The sequence below is a fragment of the Enterococcus sp. OL5 genome (assembly GCF_006491895.1).
Lineage (GTDB): Bacteria > Bacillota > Bacilli > Lactobacillales > Enterococcaceae > Enterococcus_D > Enterococcus_D innesii.
In genome coordinates this window covers 228,633-247,723 of record NZ_VHIL01000002.1, presented here as the reverse complement: position 1 = coordinate 247,723, position 19,091 = coordinate 228,633, and the positions used below count along the sequence as shown (strand labels likewise).

20 protein-coding genes are annotated in these 19,091 nt (G+C 43.0%); 19 read left to right on the top strand and 1 reads right to left on the bottom strand.

Annotation, left to right across the window (positions count from 1 at the left end; translation table 11 throughout):
* Window positions 1-2: 2 nt before the first annotated feature.
* From FJU10_RS03700 to FJU10_RS03620, 16 genes are all read left to right on the top strand, one after another.
* Window positions 3-599 (top strand): alpha/beta hydrolase, encoded by a 597-nt coding sequence (locus FJU10_RS03700; RefSeq protein ID WP_140965180.1) that lies wholly within the window; start codon window positions 3-5, stop codon window positions 597-599.
* A gap of 420 nt (window positions 600-1,019) precedes the next feature.
* Complete coding sequence (locus FJU10_RS03695) at window positions 1,020-1,964, top strand: sugar phosphate isomerase/epimerase family protein (RefSeq protein ID WP_140965179.1); 945 nt, start codon at window positions 1,020-1,022, stop codon at window positions 1,962-1,964.
* A 14-nt stretch (window positions 1,965-1,978) separates the two neighbouring features.
* Window positions 1,979-3,352, top strand: coding sequence for a PTS transporter subunit EIIC (locus FJU10_RS03690; protein ID WP_140965178.1), 1,374 nt, complete (start codon window positions 1,979-1,981; stop codon window positions 3,350-3,352).
* A gap of 14 nt (window positions 3,353-3,366) precedes the next feature.
* Window positions 3,367-3,831, top strand: coding sequence for a PTS glucose transporter subunit IIA (locus tag FJU10_RS03685; RefSeq protein WP_140965177.1), 465 nt, complete (start codon window positions 3,367-3,369; stop codon window positions 3,829-3,831).
* A 27-nt stretch (window positions 3,832-3,858) separates the two neighbouring features.
* The gene (locus FJU10_RS03680) at window positions 3,859-4,521 is read left to right on the top strand and encodes a ribulose-phosphate 3-epimerase (protein WP_140965176.1); all 663 of its coding nucleotides are present in this window, start codon (window positions 3,859-3,861) and stop codon (window positions 4,519-4,521) included.
* A complete protein-coding gene (rpiB, locus tag FJU10_RS03675) occupies window positions 4,518-4,958 on the top strand; it encodes a ribose 5-phosphate isomerase B (RefSeq protein WP_016611535.1) in 441 nt (146 codons plus the stop codon). The genes FJU10_RS03680 and rpiB overlap by 4 nt, the downstream gene beginning before the upstream one ends.
* Window positions 4,959-5,117: 159 nt before the next feature.
* On the top strand, window positions 5,118-5,870 hold the full coding sequence (locus FJU10_RS03670; RefSeq protein WP_005226765.1) for a DeoR/GlpR family DNA-binding transcription regulator: 753 nt from the start codon (window positions 5,118-5,120) through the stop codon (window positions 5,868-5,870).
* A 457-nt stretch (window positions 5,871-6,327) separates the two neighbouring features.
* Window positions 6,328-6,759, top strand: a complete 432-nt coding sequence (locus FJU10_RS03665; protein WP_140965175.1) for a PTS sugar transporter subunit IIA — start codon at window positions 6,328-6,330, stop codon at window positions 6,757-6,759.
* A 2-nt stretch (window positions 6,760-6,761) separates the two neighbouring features.
* Window positions 6,762-7,037: a preprotein translocase subunit YajC gene (gene yajC, locus FJU10_RS03660; protein WP_086294404.1), complete on the top strand. Its 276-nt coding sequence runs from the start codon at window positions 6,762-6,764 to the stop codon at window positions 7,035-7,037.
* A gap of 19 nt (window positions 7,038-7,056) precedes the next feature.
* Window positions 7,057-7,539, top strand: a complete 483-nt coding sequence (gene agaV, locus FJU10_RS03655) for a PTS N-acetylgalactosamine transporter subunit IIB (RefSeq protein WP_077453027.1) — start codon at window positions 7,057-7,059, stop codon at window positions 7,537-7,539.
* A gap of 26 nt (window positions 7,540-7,565) precedes the next feature.
* Window positions 7,566-8,372 carry a PTS mannose/fructose/sorbose/N-acetylgalactosamine transporter subunit IIC gene (locus tag FJU10_RS03650; protein WP_005226770.1) on the top strand — a complete coding sequence of 269 codons (807 nt, stop codon included), beginning with the start codon at window positions 7,566-7,568 and terminating at the stop codon, window positions 8,370-8,372.
* Window positions 8,362-9,390, top strand: a complete 1,029-nt coding sequence (locus FJU10_RS03645) for a PTS system mannose/fructose/sorbose family transporter subunit IID (protein ID WP_077453025.1) — start codon at window positions 8,362-8,364, stop codon at window positions 9,388-9,390. Before FJU10_RS03650 ends, FJU10_RS03645 begins: the two co-directional genes overlap by 11 nt.
* 214 nt (window positions 9,391-9,604) lie before the next feature.
* The gene (locus FJU10_RS03635) at window positions 9,605-10,339 is read left to right on the top strand and encodes a GntR family transcriptional regulator (RefSeq protein WP_005226773.1); all 735 of its coding nucleotides are present in this window, start codon (window positions 9,605-9,607) and stop codon (window positions 10,337-10,339) included.
* A gap of 179 nt (window positions 10,340-10,518) precedes the next feature.
* Window positions 10,519-11,694: an SIS domain-containing protein gene (locus FJU10_RS03630; protein WP_140965174.1), complete on the top strand. Its 1,176-nt coding sequence runs from the start codon at window positions 10,519-10,521 to the stop codon at window positions 11,692-11,694.
* Between the two features lie 179 nt (window positions 11,695-11,873).
* Window positions 11,874-12,869 (top strand): tagatose-bisphosphate aldolase, encoded by a 996-nt coding sequence (gene lacD, locus FJU10_RS03625; RefSeq protein WP_317615656.1) that lies wholly within the window; start codon window positions 11,874-11,876, stop codon window positions 12,867-12,869.
* Between the two features lie 277 nt (window positions 12,870-13,146).
* On the top strand, window positions 13,147-13,635 hold the full coding sequence (locus FJU10_RS03620; protein WP_140965172.1) for a GNAT family N-acetyltransferase: 489 nt from the start codon (window positions 13,147-13,149) through the stop codon (window positions 13,633-13,635).
* A gap of 170 nt (window positions 13,636-13,805) precedes the next feature.
* Here FJU10_RS03620 and FJU10_RS03615 read toward each other — a convergent pair whose 3' ends face one another.
* Entirely contained in the window at window positions 13,806-14,753 is a 948-nt protein-coding gene (locus tag FJU10_RS03615) for an HNH endonuclease (protein ID WP_140965171.1), read from the bottom strand.
* Between the two features lie 455 nt (window positions 14,754-15,208).
* On the opposite strand from FJU10_RS03615, the gene FJU10_RS03610 reads away from it, so the two are divergent.
* From FJU10_RS03610 to FJU10_RS03600, 3 genes are all read left to right on the top strand, one after another.
* Window positions 15,209-16,975, top strand: a complete 1,767-nt coding sequence (locus FJU10_RS03610) for a DUF2264 domain-containing protein (RefSeq protein ID WP_140965170.1) — start codon at window positions 15,209-15,211, stop codon at window positions 16,973-16,975.
* On the top strand, window positions 16,950-17,777 hold the full coding sequence (locus FJU10_RS03605) for a hypothetical protein (RefSeq protein WP_140965169.1): 828 nt from the start codon (window positions 16,950-16,952) through the stop codon (window positions 17,775-17,777). Before FJU10_RS03610 ends, FJU10_RS03605 begins: the two co-directional genes overlap by 26 nt.
* 150 nt (window positions 17,778-17,927) lie before the next feature.
* Window positions 17,928-19,091 carry a glycoside hydrolase family 88 protein gene (locus tag FJU10_RS03600; RefSeq protein WP_140965168.1) on the top strand — a complete coding sequence of 388 codons (1,164 nt, stop codon included), beginning with the start codon at window positions 17,928-17,930 and terminating at the stop codon, window positions 19,089-19,091.

The window sequence follows — 19,091 nt, the reverse complement described above, 5'->3', positions numbered from 1 at the left end:
CGATGAAAGCAATCTACCAACAAGGAGCAGCTGACGCACCAGTTTTGGTACTGCTCCACGGCACCGGTGGCGACGAACAGTCGCTGCTAGAAGTAGGCAAAGCCCTTGATCCCCAAGCGTCACTATTAGGTATTCGCGGCAATGTCTTAGAAAACGGCATGCCCCGTTACTTCAAACGCCTAGCTGAAGGGGTGTATGATGAAGCCGACTTAGCACTTCGCGGCGACGAATTAGCCGAGTTCATTCGGCAAGCCGCCAAAGAATACAACTTTTCGTTAGCGCAAGTGGTACTGGTGGGTTATTCCAATGGCGCCAACATTGCCATTCGCTTATTACTAAATGATAGTGACCACTTCAAAAAAGCGATCCTCTACCACGCCATGTATCCAGTCGAGAATGTACCGACGAATTCCTTGCCTGACACTCATGTGTTTCTGAGTTTTGGCAGAAACGACCCGATCGTTTCCCTAGCTGACAGTGCTTACGTCCAAGAGATCTTTACCTCGCGGGGCGCAGTCCTTTCAACCGTTTGGACCCCGAGTCATCAGTTAACGTATGAAGAAGTTGAACACTCGCGCACGTGGTTGACCGAACAATAAAGAAGTCTATTTCCTAATCAATCAGTGATCCTGCTGGTTGGTTAGGTTTTTTTTGTTTCACGTGAAAACAATTCGAAAGAGTGAGAGGGGATACATTACTAGGGGAGCCTAGTTCAATAACAGCCCACTAAGAATTTACCAAATGATCCTTTTTCTGAAACGAATAGAGTCAAATCAGCATAATCAGTGAATCAAGACAACTTTTTTAAAATTATCCATAAAAAATCAATTTATTTCAAATGGTTCCAAAATGGAGTTTTAACAAAATAAATACTTAAAAATCAATTTTTTGAAGTATTTCTTCTAATAGAGACAATGCTTCTTAATGAATTAATTTGAAATAATATGAAATAAAGTGGTTGTTAATGGAAAAATTTTGTGCTATTCTGAGTCTATAATAAATGGCTAAGGAGAATGAAGATGAAATTAGCAACGAGAATCAATTCATTTTTATCAATTTACGAAAATGATTTAGACAATGTATTTGGCGCATTCAAAGAATTGGGGCTTGATTACGTAGATTTAAATTATCCGGAGCACGTCGGTGGGACGACTGCCTCTGAAATGAAAGAGAGATTGGGACAAGCTGATTTGAAATTGAATGGTGTTGCATTGCGATTCAGAGAAGAGTTTATCAACGGGGAATTAGGCAATGCTGACCCACAGGTTGCGCAGCATGCCTTAACGTTATGCAAAGAAGCTGTTGATTATTGTCGTGCAGCAGGTGGAGAAGTCGTAACCATTTGGCTCGGGTTTGATGGCTTTGACTATAGTTTTCAAATCAATTACCAAAAGGTTTGGAATCAGATTCGGGCTGCCTTTATTGAAATTGCTGACTACGCACCAGATTTGAAAATCAGTATCGAGTATAAACCATTTCAACCAAGAGCCTATGCGTTCATTGATAGTATGGGTGTCACTGGAATGATGCTTAATGAGATCAACCGTAAAAATGTAGGTGTGACCCTTGATTATTGCCACATGCTAATGAAACACGAAAACCCTGCTTTTGCTGCGGATCTGTTCGCTGGAAAAGGGTTATTATACGGGGTTCATCTGAATGATGGGTATGGGTTAAACGACGATGGATTGATGATCGGTTCAGCAACACCCTTCAAAACATTAGAATTCTTGTATTATGTCAAAAAGCATAAATATGACGGTGTGATTTATTTTGATACGTTCCCTGTAATTGAGCATGCCTCAAAAGAGTGCGAACAAAACATGAAAATGATCAAACAAATGGATCAAATGATCGATAACGTAGGCTTGGCTGCGATTCAAGCTGTGATCGATCAAAACGATGCAGTCGCAGCCAATCAGTTGCTGCTTGAATTTTTGTCACCAACAAATCAATCAAAATAAAAGGAGTGGGGAAGATGGATTACAAAGTGATGGCAAAAAATATTTTAGAAAAAATAGGCGGAGCGGAAAATGTTCGCAATATGACACATTGTGCCACCCGGTTGCGTCTAACGTTACATGACACCGCAAAAGCGGACGATCAAGCCGTCGAGAATATCGACGGAGTGATCAATGTCATTAATAAGGCGGGCCAGTACCAGCTTTTGATTGGGACAGAAGTTGGAAAGCTCTATGATGAGTTTGAGCCGTTAGTTAAAGGTAACGAAAGTTCTGGTAGCCCTACCACGGAAGAACAAGCTTCTGGCAGTATTATCAGCAATATTTTTTCTGCCGTATCTGCTATTTTTGCGCCACTACTCCCAGTTTTGGCGGGCTCAGGGATTTTAAGAGGACTGCTGATTTTGTTTGTTCAGCTCGGGTTGATCAGTGAAGACAGCGTCACTTATTCGATTTTATTTGTTGCTTCTATGAGTGTATTTTATTTCTTGCCCGTATTGTTAGCGTTTACTTCAGCGCGGCGGTTTGGTGCCAGTCCTTATATCTCGGCATTGATCGGGGCTGCGTTAATCAATCCTGATTTTATTGCATTGATGGGAGGAGCAGGCAACGGTGCAACGACGGAGTTCTTTGGGATTCCAGTCGTCTTGATGAACTACAATTCGACTGTCGTACCAATCATCCTTTCGATTTGGGCTTTTTCATATCTCTACAAATTCTTAGACAAACACATACCGGAGACTTTAAAATTAGTGGTCGTTCCGTTAGTCTCACTAGCGATTATGGTTCCATTGACAGTGATCGTTATTGGACCAATCGGGGTCTATAGTGGCGAAGCAGTTGCTAATGTGGTGAATTGGTTGATCGAGCGCAGTAGTGTGCTAACTGGAATCTTAGTTGGTGGTGGTTGGAGTGTTCTCGTAAGTTTGGGCATCCACTGGGCAGTCAATCCAATCATGATCAATAACGTTTCGACCTATGGCTTTGATTACATCGTTCCTTTTACTTTTGCATGCAACTTCGCCGTTATAGGTACAACGATTGGCGTTTACTTTAAAGCGAAAGATAAAAAACTGCGAAGCTTTGCTTTAACTGGCTTAGTCACGATCGCATTATCAGCGATTATCGAAGCTACTTTGTTCGGCTTACTTGTAAAAAATAAAAAACTTTTCTTAGCGCAAATTATTGGTGGTGCTGTGGGTGGTGCCTATTTAGGGTTGATGCAAGTTGTAACGAATGCCTTTGTCTTTGGTAGTGTCACCACTTTTCCCGCCTTTGTAGGCTCAACTTCCTCGAATTTCATACAAGCGATGATCGGCTTACTGATTTCAATGGTGGTTTCAGCAATCTTAGCATTTGTATTTACCAATCGAGACGAGACATTGGCGTAGAAAGCAGGGGAAATATGGGTCTATTTAAGAAGAAAAATGTTATTTATGCACCAGCTAAGGGCGTGGTGAAAAGTATTGAACAAGTGAAGGACGAGATGTTTTCAACCAAACTATTAGGCGATGGGTTTGCTGTGGTACCAACAGATGATCTTGTTACAGCACCGATTGAAGGAACAGTGGTCTCTGTGTTTCCTACAAAACATGCGATTTCGTTAAAAGCCAAAAATGGCTTAGAAGTTCTAGTCCATATTGGGATCGATACTGTGGAGCTAAATGGCGCAGGGTTCGATACCAAAGTTTCTGAAGGTGACAAAGTTACTGCCGAGAGTGTGCTGGCAAACGTTGATTTTCCGTTTCTGGCATCACAGGACAAAGAAACGGATGTAATCGTTGTTTTCACTAATTCCGCACAGCGAACCTTAGTGATTACAGAGAAGCAAGGGCGTTGTGGACAAGCGATTGGCGTTATTAATGAGTGAGAGCATTTGCTGACAGGAGGTAGTGTTTTGAAGAAAAAAATCTTGTGTCCATCTATGATGTGTGCTGATTTTTCAATGCTAAAGGACGAGGTTGCCGCTTTACAAGCGGCGAAAATCGATATTTTTCATCTTGATGTTATGGACGGACGATTTGTTCCAAATTTTGGTATGGGACTTCAAGATATCGAAGCTATTTGCAAATGGTCAGAAACCTTAGTTGATGTCCACTTGATGATTGAAGATCCGGGATCGTATGTAGAGAAATTTGCGGATATGGGTGTAGATATCATTTATTTTCATCCGGAAACAGATCGCCATCCTACAAGAACTATCAACAAAATCAAGCAAAAGGGAAAACAAGCCGGAATCGCCATCAATCCTGGAACAAGTGTAGCAATGATTGAAGAACTGCTGCCATTGATCGATTACGTGATGGTAATGACTGTTGATCCCGGTTTTTCAGGTCAAGCGTATTTGACACATGTGGAAGGAAAAATAAAGCAGCTTGCTGCAGTTAAGGAGCGTTATTTCTACCAATTAATGGCAGATGGAGCGATTTCGCCTGCCGTAATGACTCGCTTAAGCGCCTTAGGTGTTGATGGGTTTGTTTTAGGGACCTCCGCTCTTTTTGGAAAAGAAGAATCGTATCAAGAACTGATCTCAATATATAAAGAGGAGGATCAAGCATGAAACTAGCAATCGGTTGTGATCATGTTGGGTTTGAATTAAAAACTGATATCATCACCTATTTGGAGTCGTTAGGGCACACGGTACAGGATTTTGGGACAGAAAGTGATAAACGCGTTGACTATCCCAATTATGCGGCGACTGTTGCAGAAGCGGTGGTAACCCAAAAGTGTGATTTGGGAATCTTGATTTGTGGCACAGGCGTTGGTATCTCAATTGCTGCCAACAAAATCAAGGGCATCCGAGCCGTGGTGTGCAGCGAACCCTATAGTGCTAAGCTCTCAAAAGAGCATAACAATACCAACGTTTTGGCGTTTGGTTCGCGCGTCGTGGGCGTCGAACTAGCGAAAATGATTACTAAGGAATGGCTGGCTGCTGAGTTTGAAGGTGGTCGTCACCAAAAACGGGTAGCAATGATTGGTCAGTTAGAAGTAGAATGATCAAAGGTTAGAGGATTCGCATTAGCGAATCCTCGTCTTTTTTTGTTAACGAGAAATTTATCCCATAATCGAGATCAAATTGACGAACAATGAAAGTCCTTGCTCATACCGAGAGAAAAAGTATGGTATAATTTGAAAAAAAGTGAAGTTGGCCAATTAATGGAGGTTGCTATGATTCCATATGAAAGACAAGAAAAAATTTTAGAAGCTTTGGCTCAAGATGAACTGTTAAAAATAGAGCAATTGCAAAGCATTTTGCCTACTGTTTCTATCTCAACATTGAGACGGGATTTAAAAGAATTAGAAAAATCAGGAAGAGTTGAATTGTTGGCTGGTGGCGCAGTGAAGATTTGTTCAACGGCTTCCGAAATGCCGATTGCAGCTAAGGCTGCTTTGTATTCCCAAGAGAAAGAAGCGATCGCTACTTTGGCTGCTGAGTTGGTTCACGATGGTGATGTGATCTACCTAGATTCTGGTTCGACTTGTACAGCGTTACTGCATAAAATCATTAATAAAAAAATCACGATTATTACTACCAATACGAGTGTCTTTACAATTCAACAAGAAACTCCTGCCGAGATTTTACTTCTTGGTGGCCGATACAATCCCGTTATTTCATCCTTGAATGGTCCATTGACGGATGCAAATTTACAAACGTTTAACTTTCAAACGGCTTTTTTAGGTGCTAATGGTATTGATGCTGAAAAAGGTGTAAGCACGCCCAACTTGGTAGAGGCGAACAAAAAGCGTGAAATTCTAAATAATGCCAAAACCGCCTATTTATTGTGTGACAGTTCGAAATATGGACAAGTCGCCGCGGTAAAAGCTTTTAGTACAGAAGACGTTGTCATTATTTCTGATGCTTATAACGATAAGATTGGAGAACTGACGCAAATCATCTATCCGAACTAAAAACAGGATGGCATCTGAGTGGTATTGGCAATGTTGGAAATACAATTTAATAAAACGCATAATGGAAAATGAGTTTGGTGATGATCAAAACCAGTTAGGGATTATACCTAGCTGGTTTTTTTAGTAAGGAAGCAAATTTATTGATAGTTCCTTTATTTAACAACGTTGATTGTTGTATCGGTGAATAGTGAGTGATTTGTGGTTCTTTAGATACCAGAAATCGAAAACGAATGTGTTTATTTGTTTAAAATAACGTTGTACACATTCTGTTGATGGATTTCAATACTTTTTGCAGTTAGTTTTTTGTTTGATAATCATTGTTTTGGCGCTCTTTTGCGTATTTAAAGATAACAAAGACATTTTTATATAAAAACAAAAAATTTGTTGACAGACAAAATGAAAGCGTTTATATTGGATATGTGGTTACTACCAGTTGAGAGTAAGGGGAGGACATAAGATGCTTGGTTTGGTTTTAATAGGTCATGGAGGATTTGCGCAAGGGATGGAAAATGCGCTTGCGATGATTGCAGGACCCCAAGAACAACTTCTAGCAGTGCCGTTTTTAGAGGAAAATCCGTTAGCTGACTTTGAAAAAGAATTGCAAGGAGCAATCGATCAATTAAAGGAAACCTGTGATGGGGTCGTGATTTGTGCAGACCTTGTGGGCGGGACCCCTTTTAATGTTGCGATGACCGCTACCAATGAGGACCCGCAAGTCGAGGTCATCGGCGGCATCAATCTACTGATGCTAGTGGAAGGTTCGTTGACTAGATATACGGCAGCCGATCCAGAGGTTTTTTGCCAAGAACTGGCAGAGATTGGCAAGAGCGGTATTTTTCACGGAAAGATCAAAGGCCATGAGGAAATCAATGAGGAAGAAGGAATTTAAACATGTGGGAAATGATCTTAGCAGCCTCAATCGTGGTGCTTGTTTTTCTCTCCCTCTTTTTGGGGGTCTCGTCTTTCCTGAATGGGAAAAATCTGAAAAGGCAGAAGGGCTATTTCGCTGAATTGCAGCAGTCTTTGAAAAAGGGACAGAAAATCAAATTGTACGGCGGCATTATTGGGGAGATTCAAACACTGGGGAAAGAGACGGTCGATCTAAGGGTGAAATCGGGAACGGTGATCGAAGTAGAACGTAGTGCGGTTGCAGAAATCATGCAGTAAATAGAAGGAGGACATATTTATGGGAGAACCAAATATTTTATTGACGCGAATCGACAATCGATTGATTCATGGGCAAGTTGCCACCCAATGGAACGGTACGTTGGGAGCAAATCTAATTTTAGTGGCAAACGATAAGGTCGCCAAAGACAAAGTCAGACAAGGGTTGATGGATATGGCGGCGCCAGCTGGCGTCCAAACGAGGTATTTCTCGCTTCAAAAAACCATCGAGATCATTCATAAAGCATCGCCAAAACAAAAGATTTTCATGGTGGTTGAAAATCCGCAAGATGCGTTGAAATTAGCTGAAGGTGGGGTGCCAATCAAGAAACTGAACATTGGGAATATGCATATGTCAGAAGGGAAGAGACAGGTTGCTACAACAGTTGCCGTCGATGAAGCAGATGTCAATGCCTTTAAAAAACTGAAGGAAATGGGGGTGCAATTAGTGATTCAGCGGGTTCCAACGACACCTGTTGAAGATGAAAAGAAATTGTTTCAGTAATGCAGAGGTAAGGAAGGAGAAAGAAAATGGATTACACGATTTTTCAAATCATTTTAGTCTTCATAGTTACATTCATTGCCGCAATCGATCAATTTAGTTTTTTAGAATCATTGTACCAACCCATTGTTACCGGGATGGTTATCGGACTTATTCTTGGAGATCTTCAAACCGGCTTGATCGTTGGTGGAACGTATCAGTTAATGACGATCGGCAATATGCCGGTGGGCGGCGCGCAACCGCCAAATGCGGTGATTGGCGGAATTATGGCAGCAATCTTAGCGATCACGCTGCAGCTAGAACCGACAGTAGCGGTTGCTACGGCGATTCCGTTTTCTTTGCTGGGGCAATATGGGGTGACGATTATCTTCTCACTAATGTCACCAGTAATGTCAAAAGCCGACAGCTACGCCCATGATGCCAATACGAAGGGCATTGATCGAATCAATTATTTAGCGATGGCGGGTCTTGGAACGATCTTTGGCTTGATCGTGGTCTTATTCTTTATCGGCGGTGCTGCCTTCGGGAATCAGGCGGTCGCAGCGATCCCTCAATGGTTGATGGGTGGGCTCGGCGCAGCTGGGGGCATGATGCGGTATGTCGGTTTTGCGATTTTACTAAAAGTGATGGTTTCCAAAGAAATGTGGGGCTTCTTCTTTATGGGGTTTGGTTTAGCCACGATCGTAATGGCGGCACCTTCTTTGCAAGGACCAGCCTTGATCATTCTAGCCTTTATCGGTTTTGCATTAGCCTTTTGGGATTATCAAATCCAGTCCAAATTTAAAGTAGCAGCAGCCAATACCTATGATTTCGGAGGCGACGAAGATGGCATATAATATTCCCGATTCTTATAGCGAACAAGCGCCCGCAGAACAACTGGATAAAAAGACCTTGAACAATATGGTTTGGCGTTCCTTATTTCTACAAGCCTCTTTCAACTATGAGCGAATGCAAGCAGGAGGCTGGTTATTCAGTATTTTACCGGGATTGAAAAAAATCCACAAAAATGAAAAGGACTTGGCTGCTTCAATGAGCCATAACCTAGAGTTTTTCAATACTCATCCATTCCTCGTGAACTTTGTGATGGGGATCATTCTATCGATGGAACAAAACAAAGCCGATATTCCCATGATTCGGGCAGTGCGAGTCGCCGCGATGGGTCCGCTAGGCGGGATTGGTGACGCGTTATTCTGGTTCACTCTGGTACCGATAACAGCTGGTATCACAGCAAATATGGCGATCAACGGCAACATCGCTGCACCGTTTATTTTCTTACTGGTATTCAATGCGGCCCAATTCGGCTTACGGTTCTTCTTGATGCACTGGTCTTATCGTTTAGGGACAGATGCGATTGGGATCTTAACGGAAAATGCCAAAGAGTTCACCCGAGCAGCGAGTATTTTAGGGATTTTTGTTGTTGGCTCCTTGACCTGCGTGTATGGAGCGACGTCTTTGGATATTCAGATCCCTAACGGCACTACCAATGAAGTGACGCAAGCGACGACGATCGTGGATGATCAAGCAGCCATTGCCGCTTATGGAGATATGCTGTATACCACGGATGAGAATGGTCAATTGACCGACACACTGCAAGAAAATGCAGCGGTCAACGAACTGGCTAACGGCAAATATGAATTGACGTTTAACAAAGTTAACGAAGTGCCCGTGACGATCGATATTCAAAAAATCCTCGATGGGATCTTGCCGCAAGTGATTCCATTGACCATCACACTGATGCTGTATTTCTTCTTATCAAAACGCGGCTGGACGCCGTTGAAATGTATCGCTTTGCTGCTAGTGATCGGCTTGATCGGTTCTGGCTTTGGTCTGTATCCATCCATTTGGCCGCAATAAGCAAGCTAGCAGAAGAAACGGCGCAACACGCAGGAGGAGTTTTGCTAAGCAAGCAACAGCTGACTTTTCAGCTTAGCTCGTACTGGCAATTGGTTCATTTTCCTGCGTGAAAAGACGCAAATTCAGGAAACAGAGCCCCTGTAGACGATTGTTTGACACGCCTATCGGGAAATAGTACACTCGTTATGTGGTAGTAACCAGTTTGGAGGGGCTTATGAATATCAATAAAAATCGACAACCATTATACGATCAATTGTTAAATTTACTGATTGAAAAAATCGAAAATGAAATGGAAGCAGACACGATGCTTCCCTCAGAAAGAGAACTGTCAAAGCGCTACGGATTAAGTCGGACCACCGTTCGCTTGGCACTACAGGAATTAGAAAAATTAGGCTATATTTATCGCCAACATGGCAAGGGCACCTTTGTCTCAGATATCCGCAAGCAGGCAACCAATTTATCAGGTTCGTATAGTTTTACCGAACAGATGAAAGCACTAGGGAAACAACCAGAAACTAGAGTATTGGCATTCAAAAAAATGGAAGCGACAAAATATTTTGCCACTCAGTTGCAAGTTTCCATCGGCGAGCCGATCTACAAGTTAAAACGATTGCGTCTTGCTGATGGCCAACCGATGATGATCGAGCGTTCTTATCTGCCTGTCAAACGCTTCATGCATTTAACGAGTGAGATGATCGAGCAAAAACCATTGTACGATATATTTCATGAAGACTTTCATCAAGTGATCCGCCTCGCGGACGAAGAATTTTTTGCCAGTATTGCCAGTGCAAAAGATGCGGCATTGCTAAAAATCCACGAAGGTGCGCCGGTGTTGAACCTGGTACGCAGCACGTTCAATATTGAAAATGAAGTGATCGAATACACCTTGAGTGTTGCTCGAGCAGACCAATTTAGATACAAAGTCCGCCACTTGCGTAACGACGAGTAGCGCATTTCCTAGACAGTCTGAAATGATCCACTCGAGCAAAGAAAAGGCGTGTATTCAAAACCAGTGAGGCCGAGGAAGTTTGCCCTTTGGGTGATCGCTAAGCCTTCATCCAAGACAAGTGCTCCTCGTACCGACACTGGGAATACATACTGGAAAAACAGTAGCTAGGAGGAAAAAAGATGTTTCAACTGTCAACAAAGGAATTAGCAGAATTAGGTGCGGAAATTACAACAAGAGAAATCAAACAACAGCCAGAACTTTGGCAAGAAACCTTGACGATCTATCAAGAAAAGCAAGAGGCGATCGCGGCTTTCTTACGTACCATCAAGCAAAAGACGGACAAACGAATCCGGGTGGTCTTCACGGGAGCGGGGACGTCGCAATATGTCGGAGATACGATCGTTCCTTATTTGAATAAGACCGGTGCAACGGCGGATTATCTTTTTGAAAGTATTGCTACGACGGATATTGTCGCTGCTCCAGAACAAGTTTTATTTGCGGATGAGCCAACACTGCTCGTTTCTTTTGCTAGAAGTGGCAATTCACCAGAAAGTTTAGCAGCGGTCAAAATCGTCGATCAATTCGTTGCCGACAGCTATCATTTGACGATCACTTGTGCAGCCGACGGATCTTTGGCACAACAAGCTGCCGCTGATGAAGCGAGTTATCTGTTATTGATGCCTGAGAGGTCAAATGATGCCGGATTTGCGATGACGGGCAGTTTTTCTTGCATGGCTCTTTCGGCACTGCTGATTTTTGACCAGACGCCTCTGACAGAAAAGGGGCATTATGTTGAAACCCTTAGCCGATTGGGGCAAGAAGTGATCGACAGAGAAACAGAACTACAAGTACTGACGGACCGTTCCTTTAAGCGGATCGTTTACCTTGGGTCAGGCACGTTGTCGGGGTTGACCAGGGAAGCACAGCTAAAAGTATTGGAACTGACTGCGGGAAAAATCGCCACCGTGTTCGATTCTTCGATGGGCTTCCGTCATGGACCGAAATCATTCGTAGATGATCAAACCCTCGTCTTTGTTTTTGTCAGCAATACGCCCTACACGCGGCAGTATGATCTTGATATGTTGGAAGAGTTAAAAAGTGACGGCATCGCCGCCGCAGTGACCGCCATCGGACAGCCGGCAGCTGTGAATTTTTCAGGAACAAACTTTTTCTTTCCAGATGACACATTATTGCCAGACGGTTATCTTGCCTTAGCAGACATTGTTTTTGCGCAAACGATCGCACTGTTGGCATCGATCAAAGTCGGTAATACACCGGATACTCCTTCGCCAACGCGTACCGTCAATCGGGTGGTCAAAGGCGTGACGATTCATCCGTATAACAACGAACGATGACTGAGAAAGCCCACCACGAGCACGTATCTTTTCGTGTACGAAGTCGATACGTGCGGTGGTCAATCAGTCGAACGGCTTCATCAATAGACATTTTTATACGTGCTGACAACCGTTTCGCCAACGCTGAAAAAAGTGAAAGCGGTTGATTCTTTGGCATGGACAAAAAAGGAGGAATTTTAATGAAAGCAACCGTAGCGAAAGCCAAAAAAGCAGCGATGGATCGCCTGTCAACGAAAGAAGGAGTGATCGCAGCTTTAGCGATCGACCAACGAGGAGCCTTGAAAAAAATGATGGCAGCACTTGGCGTGGAGGCTGATGCAGAAAAAATCAGCCAGTTTAAAAAGCTAGTCTCACAAGAATTGACCCCTTACGCATCTTCTATTTTACTAGATCCAGAATATGGGTTGGCAGCTGCGCAAAGCCGTGATCCAGAGGCGGGGCTTTTGCTGGCGTATGAAAAAACCGGCTATGATGCGACTACGCCGGGACGTTTGCCTGATTTATTAGGGGAATGGTCGGTTGAGCGATTAAAAGCAGCTGGCGCCGATGCCATCAAATTTTTGCTTTACTATGATGTAGATGAAGCTACCCAGATCAATCAGTTGAAACACGTCTTTGTGGAACGACTCGGCAGCGAATGCCAAGCCGCTGATCTGCCCTTCTTTTTAGAAGTTCTTTCCTATGATGCTAAGTTGCCTGAAGTCGACTCAAAAGCATATGCGCAACGCAAACCAGAAAAAGTCATCGGATTGATGAAGGAATTTTCGAAACCACAGTACAAAGTTGATGTTTTAAAAGTGGAAGTACCAGTCAACATGAATTATGTGGCAGGTTTTGCCAAGGAAGAAGCTGTGCATACCAAGGAAGAAGCTGCCGCGTATTTCAAAGCGCAAAGCGATGCGACGCATCTGCCGTTTATTTTTCTCAGTGCAGGCGTATCAGCCAGCTTATTCCAAGAAACACTGGTTTTTGCCAAAGAAGCCGGTTCCACCTTCAATGGCGTCTTGTGCGGCCGGGCAACGTGGAAAGATGGCGTTGAACCCTTTGTAAAACAAGGAACAGAAGCAGCCAAAGAATGGCTAGCAAGTACCGGAAAACAGCACATCGAAGACTTGAATGAAGTGATCCAAAAGACCGCCACTTCTTGGTGGGACAAAGTCACGGTCGAAGAATAGTTTTTTCGCTGTTTGACAAGAGAAATGGCCAATGATCAGACATCTTAAGGGCTTTTGAGAAGAAGTGGTAGGCTTCTGACTTAAGGCTTTAGGGTGTCTTTTTCTACCTTGACAAGTTCGCTTATCATCGTATGAATGAAACGTAAATAGGGAGAGGTTTCGAGAGTAATTTACAAGGGGAATTGAATAGGATAAACTAGCAGTAAAAGCCATCAAATCCACCTGCTTCACTTTTGGTCGAAATAAGGTTCAATAAACCTACAATAAAGGAGCATTCATGAACGAGTATACGTTTCATTCCGTCACGTCAGAAAACCAACAAGCTGCCTATAGCATTTATCAGAAAAACCAGGCCTATTTTGCTTTAACGAAAGAGACACCTTCCATTGAACAACTCATGCGAGACATGACTGTTCTACCGCCATCCGTGGTTCAAGAGCAAAAGGTATTTTCTATCATTTATTATGATCAAAAACCAATTGCTGTTATGGATTATCTTGTTGATTATCCGCAAGAGGGCACTGCGTATATTGGCTTGCTGCTGGTTGGCGAAAGACGTAAGGGGCACGGGCAAGCTATTTATCAGCAAGTAGAACAAGACTGGCGCTTAAAAGGGATTTCTCTCGTATCTCTCGCTGTTATTGAAGAAAATACAGCCGGTAGATCTTTCTGGGAGAGTCAAGGATTTAAAGAGACACGAAAAGCCGTGACAACAGTCAGTGATCAGGAGGTAAGTGTGGTCTGCTTTGAGAAAAAGATGAAATAGATACCTAAAATAGAAGCAGCTAGGATAAAAGTAAATAACGTCCAATAGTTACCCTAAAGAGAATTATTAAACGTTATATCAAAGATACTTAACTAAATTGAATTATAAAAAAGAATTTAGATTTTCAGCAAAGGAATAAAATCCTATTTTAAACACTCCATTTATGGGGCTTATCCTATAAATATATTTTTTAAATGGTATGTTAAAAATTCTTTATTTAAATCTCCTCTTTTATATGCTAATTCCTTATTATGAAAAGGATTGTGCGGGTCTGTATGAATAATTTTTTGTGAGTGAACGTCTATTGCAATTGCCCCATAATCAAATTCAACATGGTGGTTGGGACAAAGTATAATAATGTTACTCTCAATATCTGGCCCTTGATGAATACCCCCAAGTTTTTTTAAATGATGTCCTTCGGAGTAATATTTTTGTTTGGACAATGAAATGGATTTACCGCAAATTTGGCATTGATTATTGTATTTTTGCTTCATTTTTTTAACAAGAGACGTGTCCCTAACAATCCTATCGATAGTTGTTTGAATCCGGGCAACCTGCCCACCACTTCCCACACTAAGAAGTTCTTCTGAATCACCTTCACGTACAATATTTTCTGATCTCTGCTTGTTTTCGTTATAGTAGACCGTTTTTTTTATATAAGGAGTTAAGATTTCTAATAGCTCATTACTAACAGGCGCCAAGTATTTCTGTGCGGGTTGCATTCGCACACCTGTTTCCGTATAAAAAGATTTTTGAGGCGCTATCGCTTTTAATGCGTCTTTGTTCTGATCGATAACTTCCTGTAAAAAAACTTTGTCCTGAAATTCTGTGTAGTACTTTAAGGGGATTTGATAGTATTCGTCATATCCATCCCAATTAGCTGGGATCGGTGGCGGACTTGATAAGATTTTATAGGAACCAGCAACTTGAGAACATCCCCATAATCTATGATTGACATTTCGTTTTTTGTCTTTGATAGAATGTAAAATCATATCCCCCTCTTTGGGTTTCCTCATAATTGTGTTCCATGATGAAGCAACGGGACTCCATAAAACCTCTCCTAGCTCCCAACCTTCTCCTCCATGGATGGGATTAGACAATTCAATATATACGGCCATCTGCGCACTCCTTTCTGCTACTATGGGTATTTATTCAAATAACGAATTCTATTTTATTATAGACAATCATTCTTCTTTCGTCATGTCTATTTGAATCAAAGTTTTTTGTCTTTAGTATATTATCAATACTTAGAAATATTTGAACTGAAAAAATGTAAGAAATGTTTATCATGTGATGGATATCTATAGTATAATTTCAGGGAAATTTTTTATGAAAAAAAGTCACGAAATCAATGTTGATTTATAATAAATTCCTCATTTTATCTAAGTTAACTTTCACCATTTCTCCAATCGCTTTCCCATAGCTTCAATTCCGCTTTTTTTGTTAACAGGTTAAGTCAAAAATCCCCAAAAATCTTTTCTCATTTTTCAGCAGTATTGCCAGCAGAAGATCGCTTGATAAAAAAGCCGTGGCTTGCTATTCTGTTCTGTAAATTGACAGAAGGAGATGGCGTATGAAGCAAATGGCAATCAAAGAGAATCCATTTTTGACGCGTCTGGATTATCAGCGGGCATTGGAAGACATGATCGCTCCTTTGCGAGAAGCGATCTTGACAGATGACTATCCAGGATTGAATCTAGGTAGCAGTGGGGCCGTGTATGACCGAACACGGGCTGAGATGGAAGCGCTTGTGCGTCCTTTGTGGGGGCTGGCGCCTTATTGGAGGATTTGCTCAGATGATCCGTTACGAGCAGCTTATGTGGAAAAAGTGATAGCAGGGACAGATCCTGAACACGCGTTTTACTGGGGAAGGATCACGGATTATGATCAATACATCGTGGAAGCAGCCGCATTGTCATTGACCCTATTGTTGCAAAAGGACGCTTTCTGGACAGCGTTGCCGCAGAAGAACCAGCGAAAGCTAGTGGCTTGGCTATCCCAAGCACTTGAGTGCAAGATTCCTAAGAACAACTGGACATTCTTCAAAGTGTTGATACGCGTTGCCCTGTTTCACTGTGGGGAACCGTTGGCAAAAGAAGCATTGTCCCAGGAGTTGGCATTGATCGATTCCATGTACATTGGCGATGGTTGGTATGTAGATGGAAAAACCACGCAACGAGACTACTACATTCCTTTTGCGTTTCATTATTATGGCTTGATTTACGCTACATTTATGCAAGACGAAGACCCAGAATGGGCACAGCGTTTTAAAGAGCGAGCCACGCTATTTGCGCAAGACTTCGTCTATTATTTTGATGAAGACGGCGAAGCCTTGCCCTATGGCCGCAGCCTGACTTATCGGTTTGCGCAAGGGGCGTTTTTCTCGGCGCTGGTTTTCGCAGACGTCGAAGCGATCCCATGGGGACAGGTGCGAGGACTACTGGCGAAACACTTGCGCAATTGGATGGCGCAGGAGATTTTCACTTTCGATGGTCGCTTGTCCATAGGGTACCACTATGAAAATCATGTGATGGCAGAAGGGTACAATGCACCAGGCTCGCCTTATTGGGGGCTGAAGACCTTTTTGCTTTTAGCGGTCGCAGAAACGCATCCTTTTTGGACGGCCGAACCTGAGCCAATCAAAAGAGAGCCGCAAAAACGGATGGAAAAAGGCAATATGTTGCTGGTGCACAATGAAAAAAGCCATCATTTGCTGGGGTATCCTGCAGGTTTGATGCTAGAACAGCAAGCCCATGCTCAAGAAAAATACAGCAAATTCGTCTATTCGAGCAAATTTGGCTTCAGTGTGCCGAAAGCCGGCGTCACGTATGCCGAAGGCGCCTTCGATAGCACATTAGCTATTGCTCGAGATGGCAGCTATTTTCGCACGAAGGGCACAGTCAGGGATTATCGAGTGACGGAAAAAGGCGTCTTTTACCAATGGGCGCCCTTTGAGGAGGTAGTGATTGAAACTGAGATTTATCCATTTGGTCAGTGGCATGTGCGCGTGCACGAGTTGACGACGACGATTTCGTTGGACTTTCGTGAGGGCGGATTTAGTGTACCGCTAACTGGACGGTTGCCTCAAGCCCAAACAGGACCGACCTGGAGTCGAGTCAGTGAAGAGGGCTTTTGTTCTCAAATCATCAACATCGAAGGCTATCAACAAGCCAGTATTATTCAGCCAGAAGCCAATACCTCCGTCTTTTTTCCAAGAACCAGTTTTCCATACTTAGCACAACATATTCCTCCAGGGAAGCACCGTTTGATTTGTTTAGTCGGTGGTATCGTAGAAAAAGAAAGGATCGATCCAAATGATTACGCTAGCAATAAAAAATAAGCAGGACCAGGTGATCGTCGGTCGCATCGACCATGAAAAAGAACCCGCGCCATTTCAAGTTTCTGGTGATGATTTGGCCGTATTAGCCATTAAAAACTATCCCTATGAGGAAGGAGATAAGATTGTTATTGAGGTGACAGGGGAAAATCCGTATTATGTCCTTCAGCTTGATGAAACCTTAGCACCATCACTGATCTATCTTTCCCAATCCACTTGGGAATATCAGCTCCCTTGGACGGAATCTCATCGAAAGTCCTCGGTGGAAACGGCCTTTGCCTCGCAGCGCCATCACCTGATGGTGCGTAAAGCCCATGAATTTGAGATCACGAATTATCAAAATTTATCCTTCAATGCCCATGATCAAAAGTTAGCGACAGGGGCGTATCCTCATGCTTCAGCGAATGTGGAAACGCGAGATGATTCCGTCTTTTTTGCCAAGAATGCGATTGATGGAAAATATGGCAACCGATCCCATGGTTCGTATCCGTTTGCTTCTTGGGGCATCAATCAGCAAGCCGATGCTGCATTGACCATTGAGTTTGGTCGTCTCGTCTTGATCGATAGGGTTCGTTTTCTATTACGGGCAGATTATCCCCATGATAGCTACTGGACCAAAGGGACCTTGGTCTTTGCTGATGGAGAAGAGCTGGTGGTGGAAACGACAAATACGGCGTCTTTTCAAGAAGTTCGTTTTCCAAAAAAAGAAACGACTAAGCTGACCTATAAAGAGCTGCAAAAAGCAGAGGATGATTCCCCCTTCCCAGCTCTTACACAAATCGAAGTATTTGGTTGGAATTGTTAAAAAAAGAGGACGAGAGTATGACAGGTCTGCATTTGTGGGCAGTTGTCATGCTCTTTTTTTTAGGAATCAAGGAAGGAAGGTCGCTTTTTTTGTGCGTTTACGTTATAATGATTTCAGTTAACATGTTAACAAGTTAAGGAGAGGGTAAACATGCGTCTGCAAGAGAACAAACAACGCTTGATCCTGTTAGGAGAAAAAGTGACCGATGTGTGGCTAGCGGATAAAATCACCGCGTGCATCCAACAGATCGAAAAAAATAGTCAGCGCTTTGGCGCACATTTTCCTTCAGCCTGTGCCACCAATGGCAAATATCGGCTGAAAGGCAACGATGATTGGACCAATGGCTTTTGGACCGGAATGTTGTGGCTCGCCTATGAGTGGACCAAAGAAAAGAACTTTTTGACTCGAGCTATGGAAAATATCGACAGTTTTCAAACGCGCTTAGACGACCATTTTGTATTAGATCATCATGATATTGGATTTTTATATAGCTTATCTGCCGGTGCGGGCTACAAGATCACTGGCGATGAACACTGCAAGCAAGAAGTCATTCAAGCAGCAGATGTTTTGCTGGCACGGTTTCAAGAAAAGGGGGAATTTATTCAAGCATGGGGCACTTATGGCGACCCACAAGAATACCGCTTGATTATTGATTCGCTACTGAACTTGCCGCTTTTATTTGCAGCAACTCAATTGTCGGGAGAGCCTCGTTACGCAGAGGCCGCGAGTAAGCATTATCAGACAGTCCGAAAGACCGTCATTAAGAATGACGCCACCACCTTTCATACGTATTATTTCGATCCTGAGACGGGGCAGCCAAGTCACGGTGCGACGCATCAAGGAAACAGCGACCAATCGATTTGGGCACGAGGGCAGAGCTGGGCGATTTTAGGGCTTCCTTTGAATGAAAGCTACCTGCATAGTCAGCCTTTTCCAGAAAATTATCCGCAGATCGTGGAGGTGTTTTTGGCTCATTTGCCAGCAGATTTGGTACCGTATTGGGACTTTGATTTTAACGACCAACATCCTGCTGAAAAAGACAGCTCTGCTTTAGCGATTGCGGCTTGTGGCTTGTTGGAAGCAGAGAAAATGGGGGCATATCCCGATGCTAAAAAAATCGCTAAAGGAATGCTTTACCAATTAGGCGAGCAGTATGCAGCGAGCCAAGTGCCAGAAAATGAAGGCTTATTGCTGCATGGTGTGTATGCTCATGCGGAAGGCAAAGGCATCGATGAACCCAATCTTTGGGGAGACTATTTCTATTTAGAAGGATTGATCCGATTGGCATTGCCTGATTGGCAAAGATACTGGTAA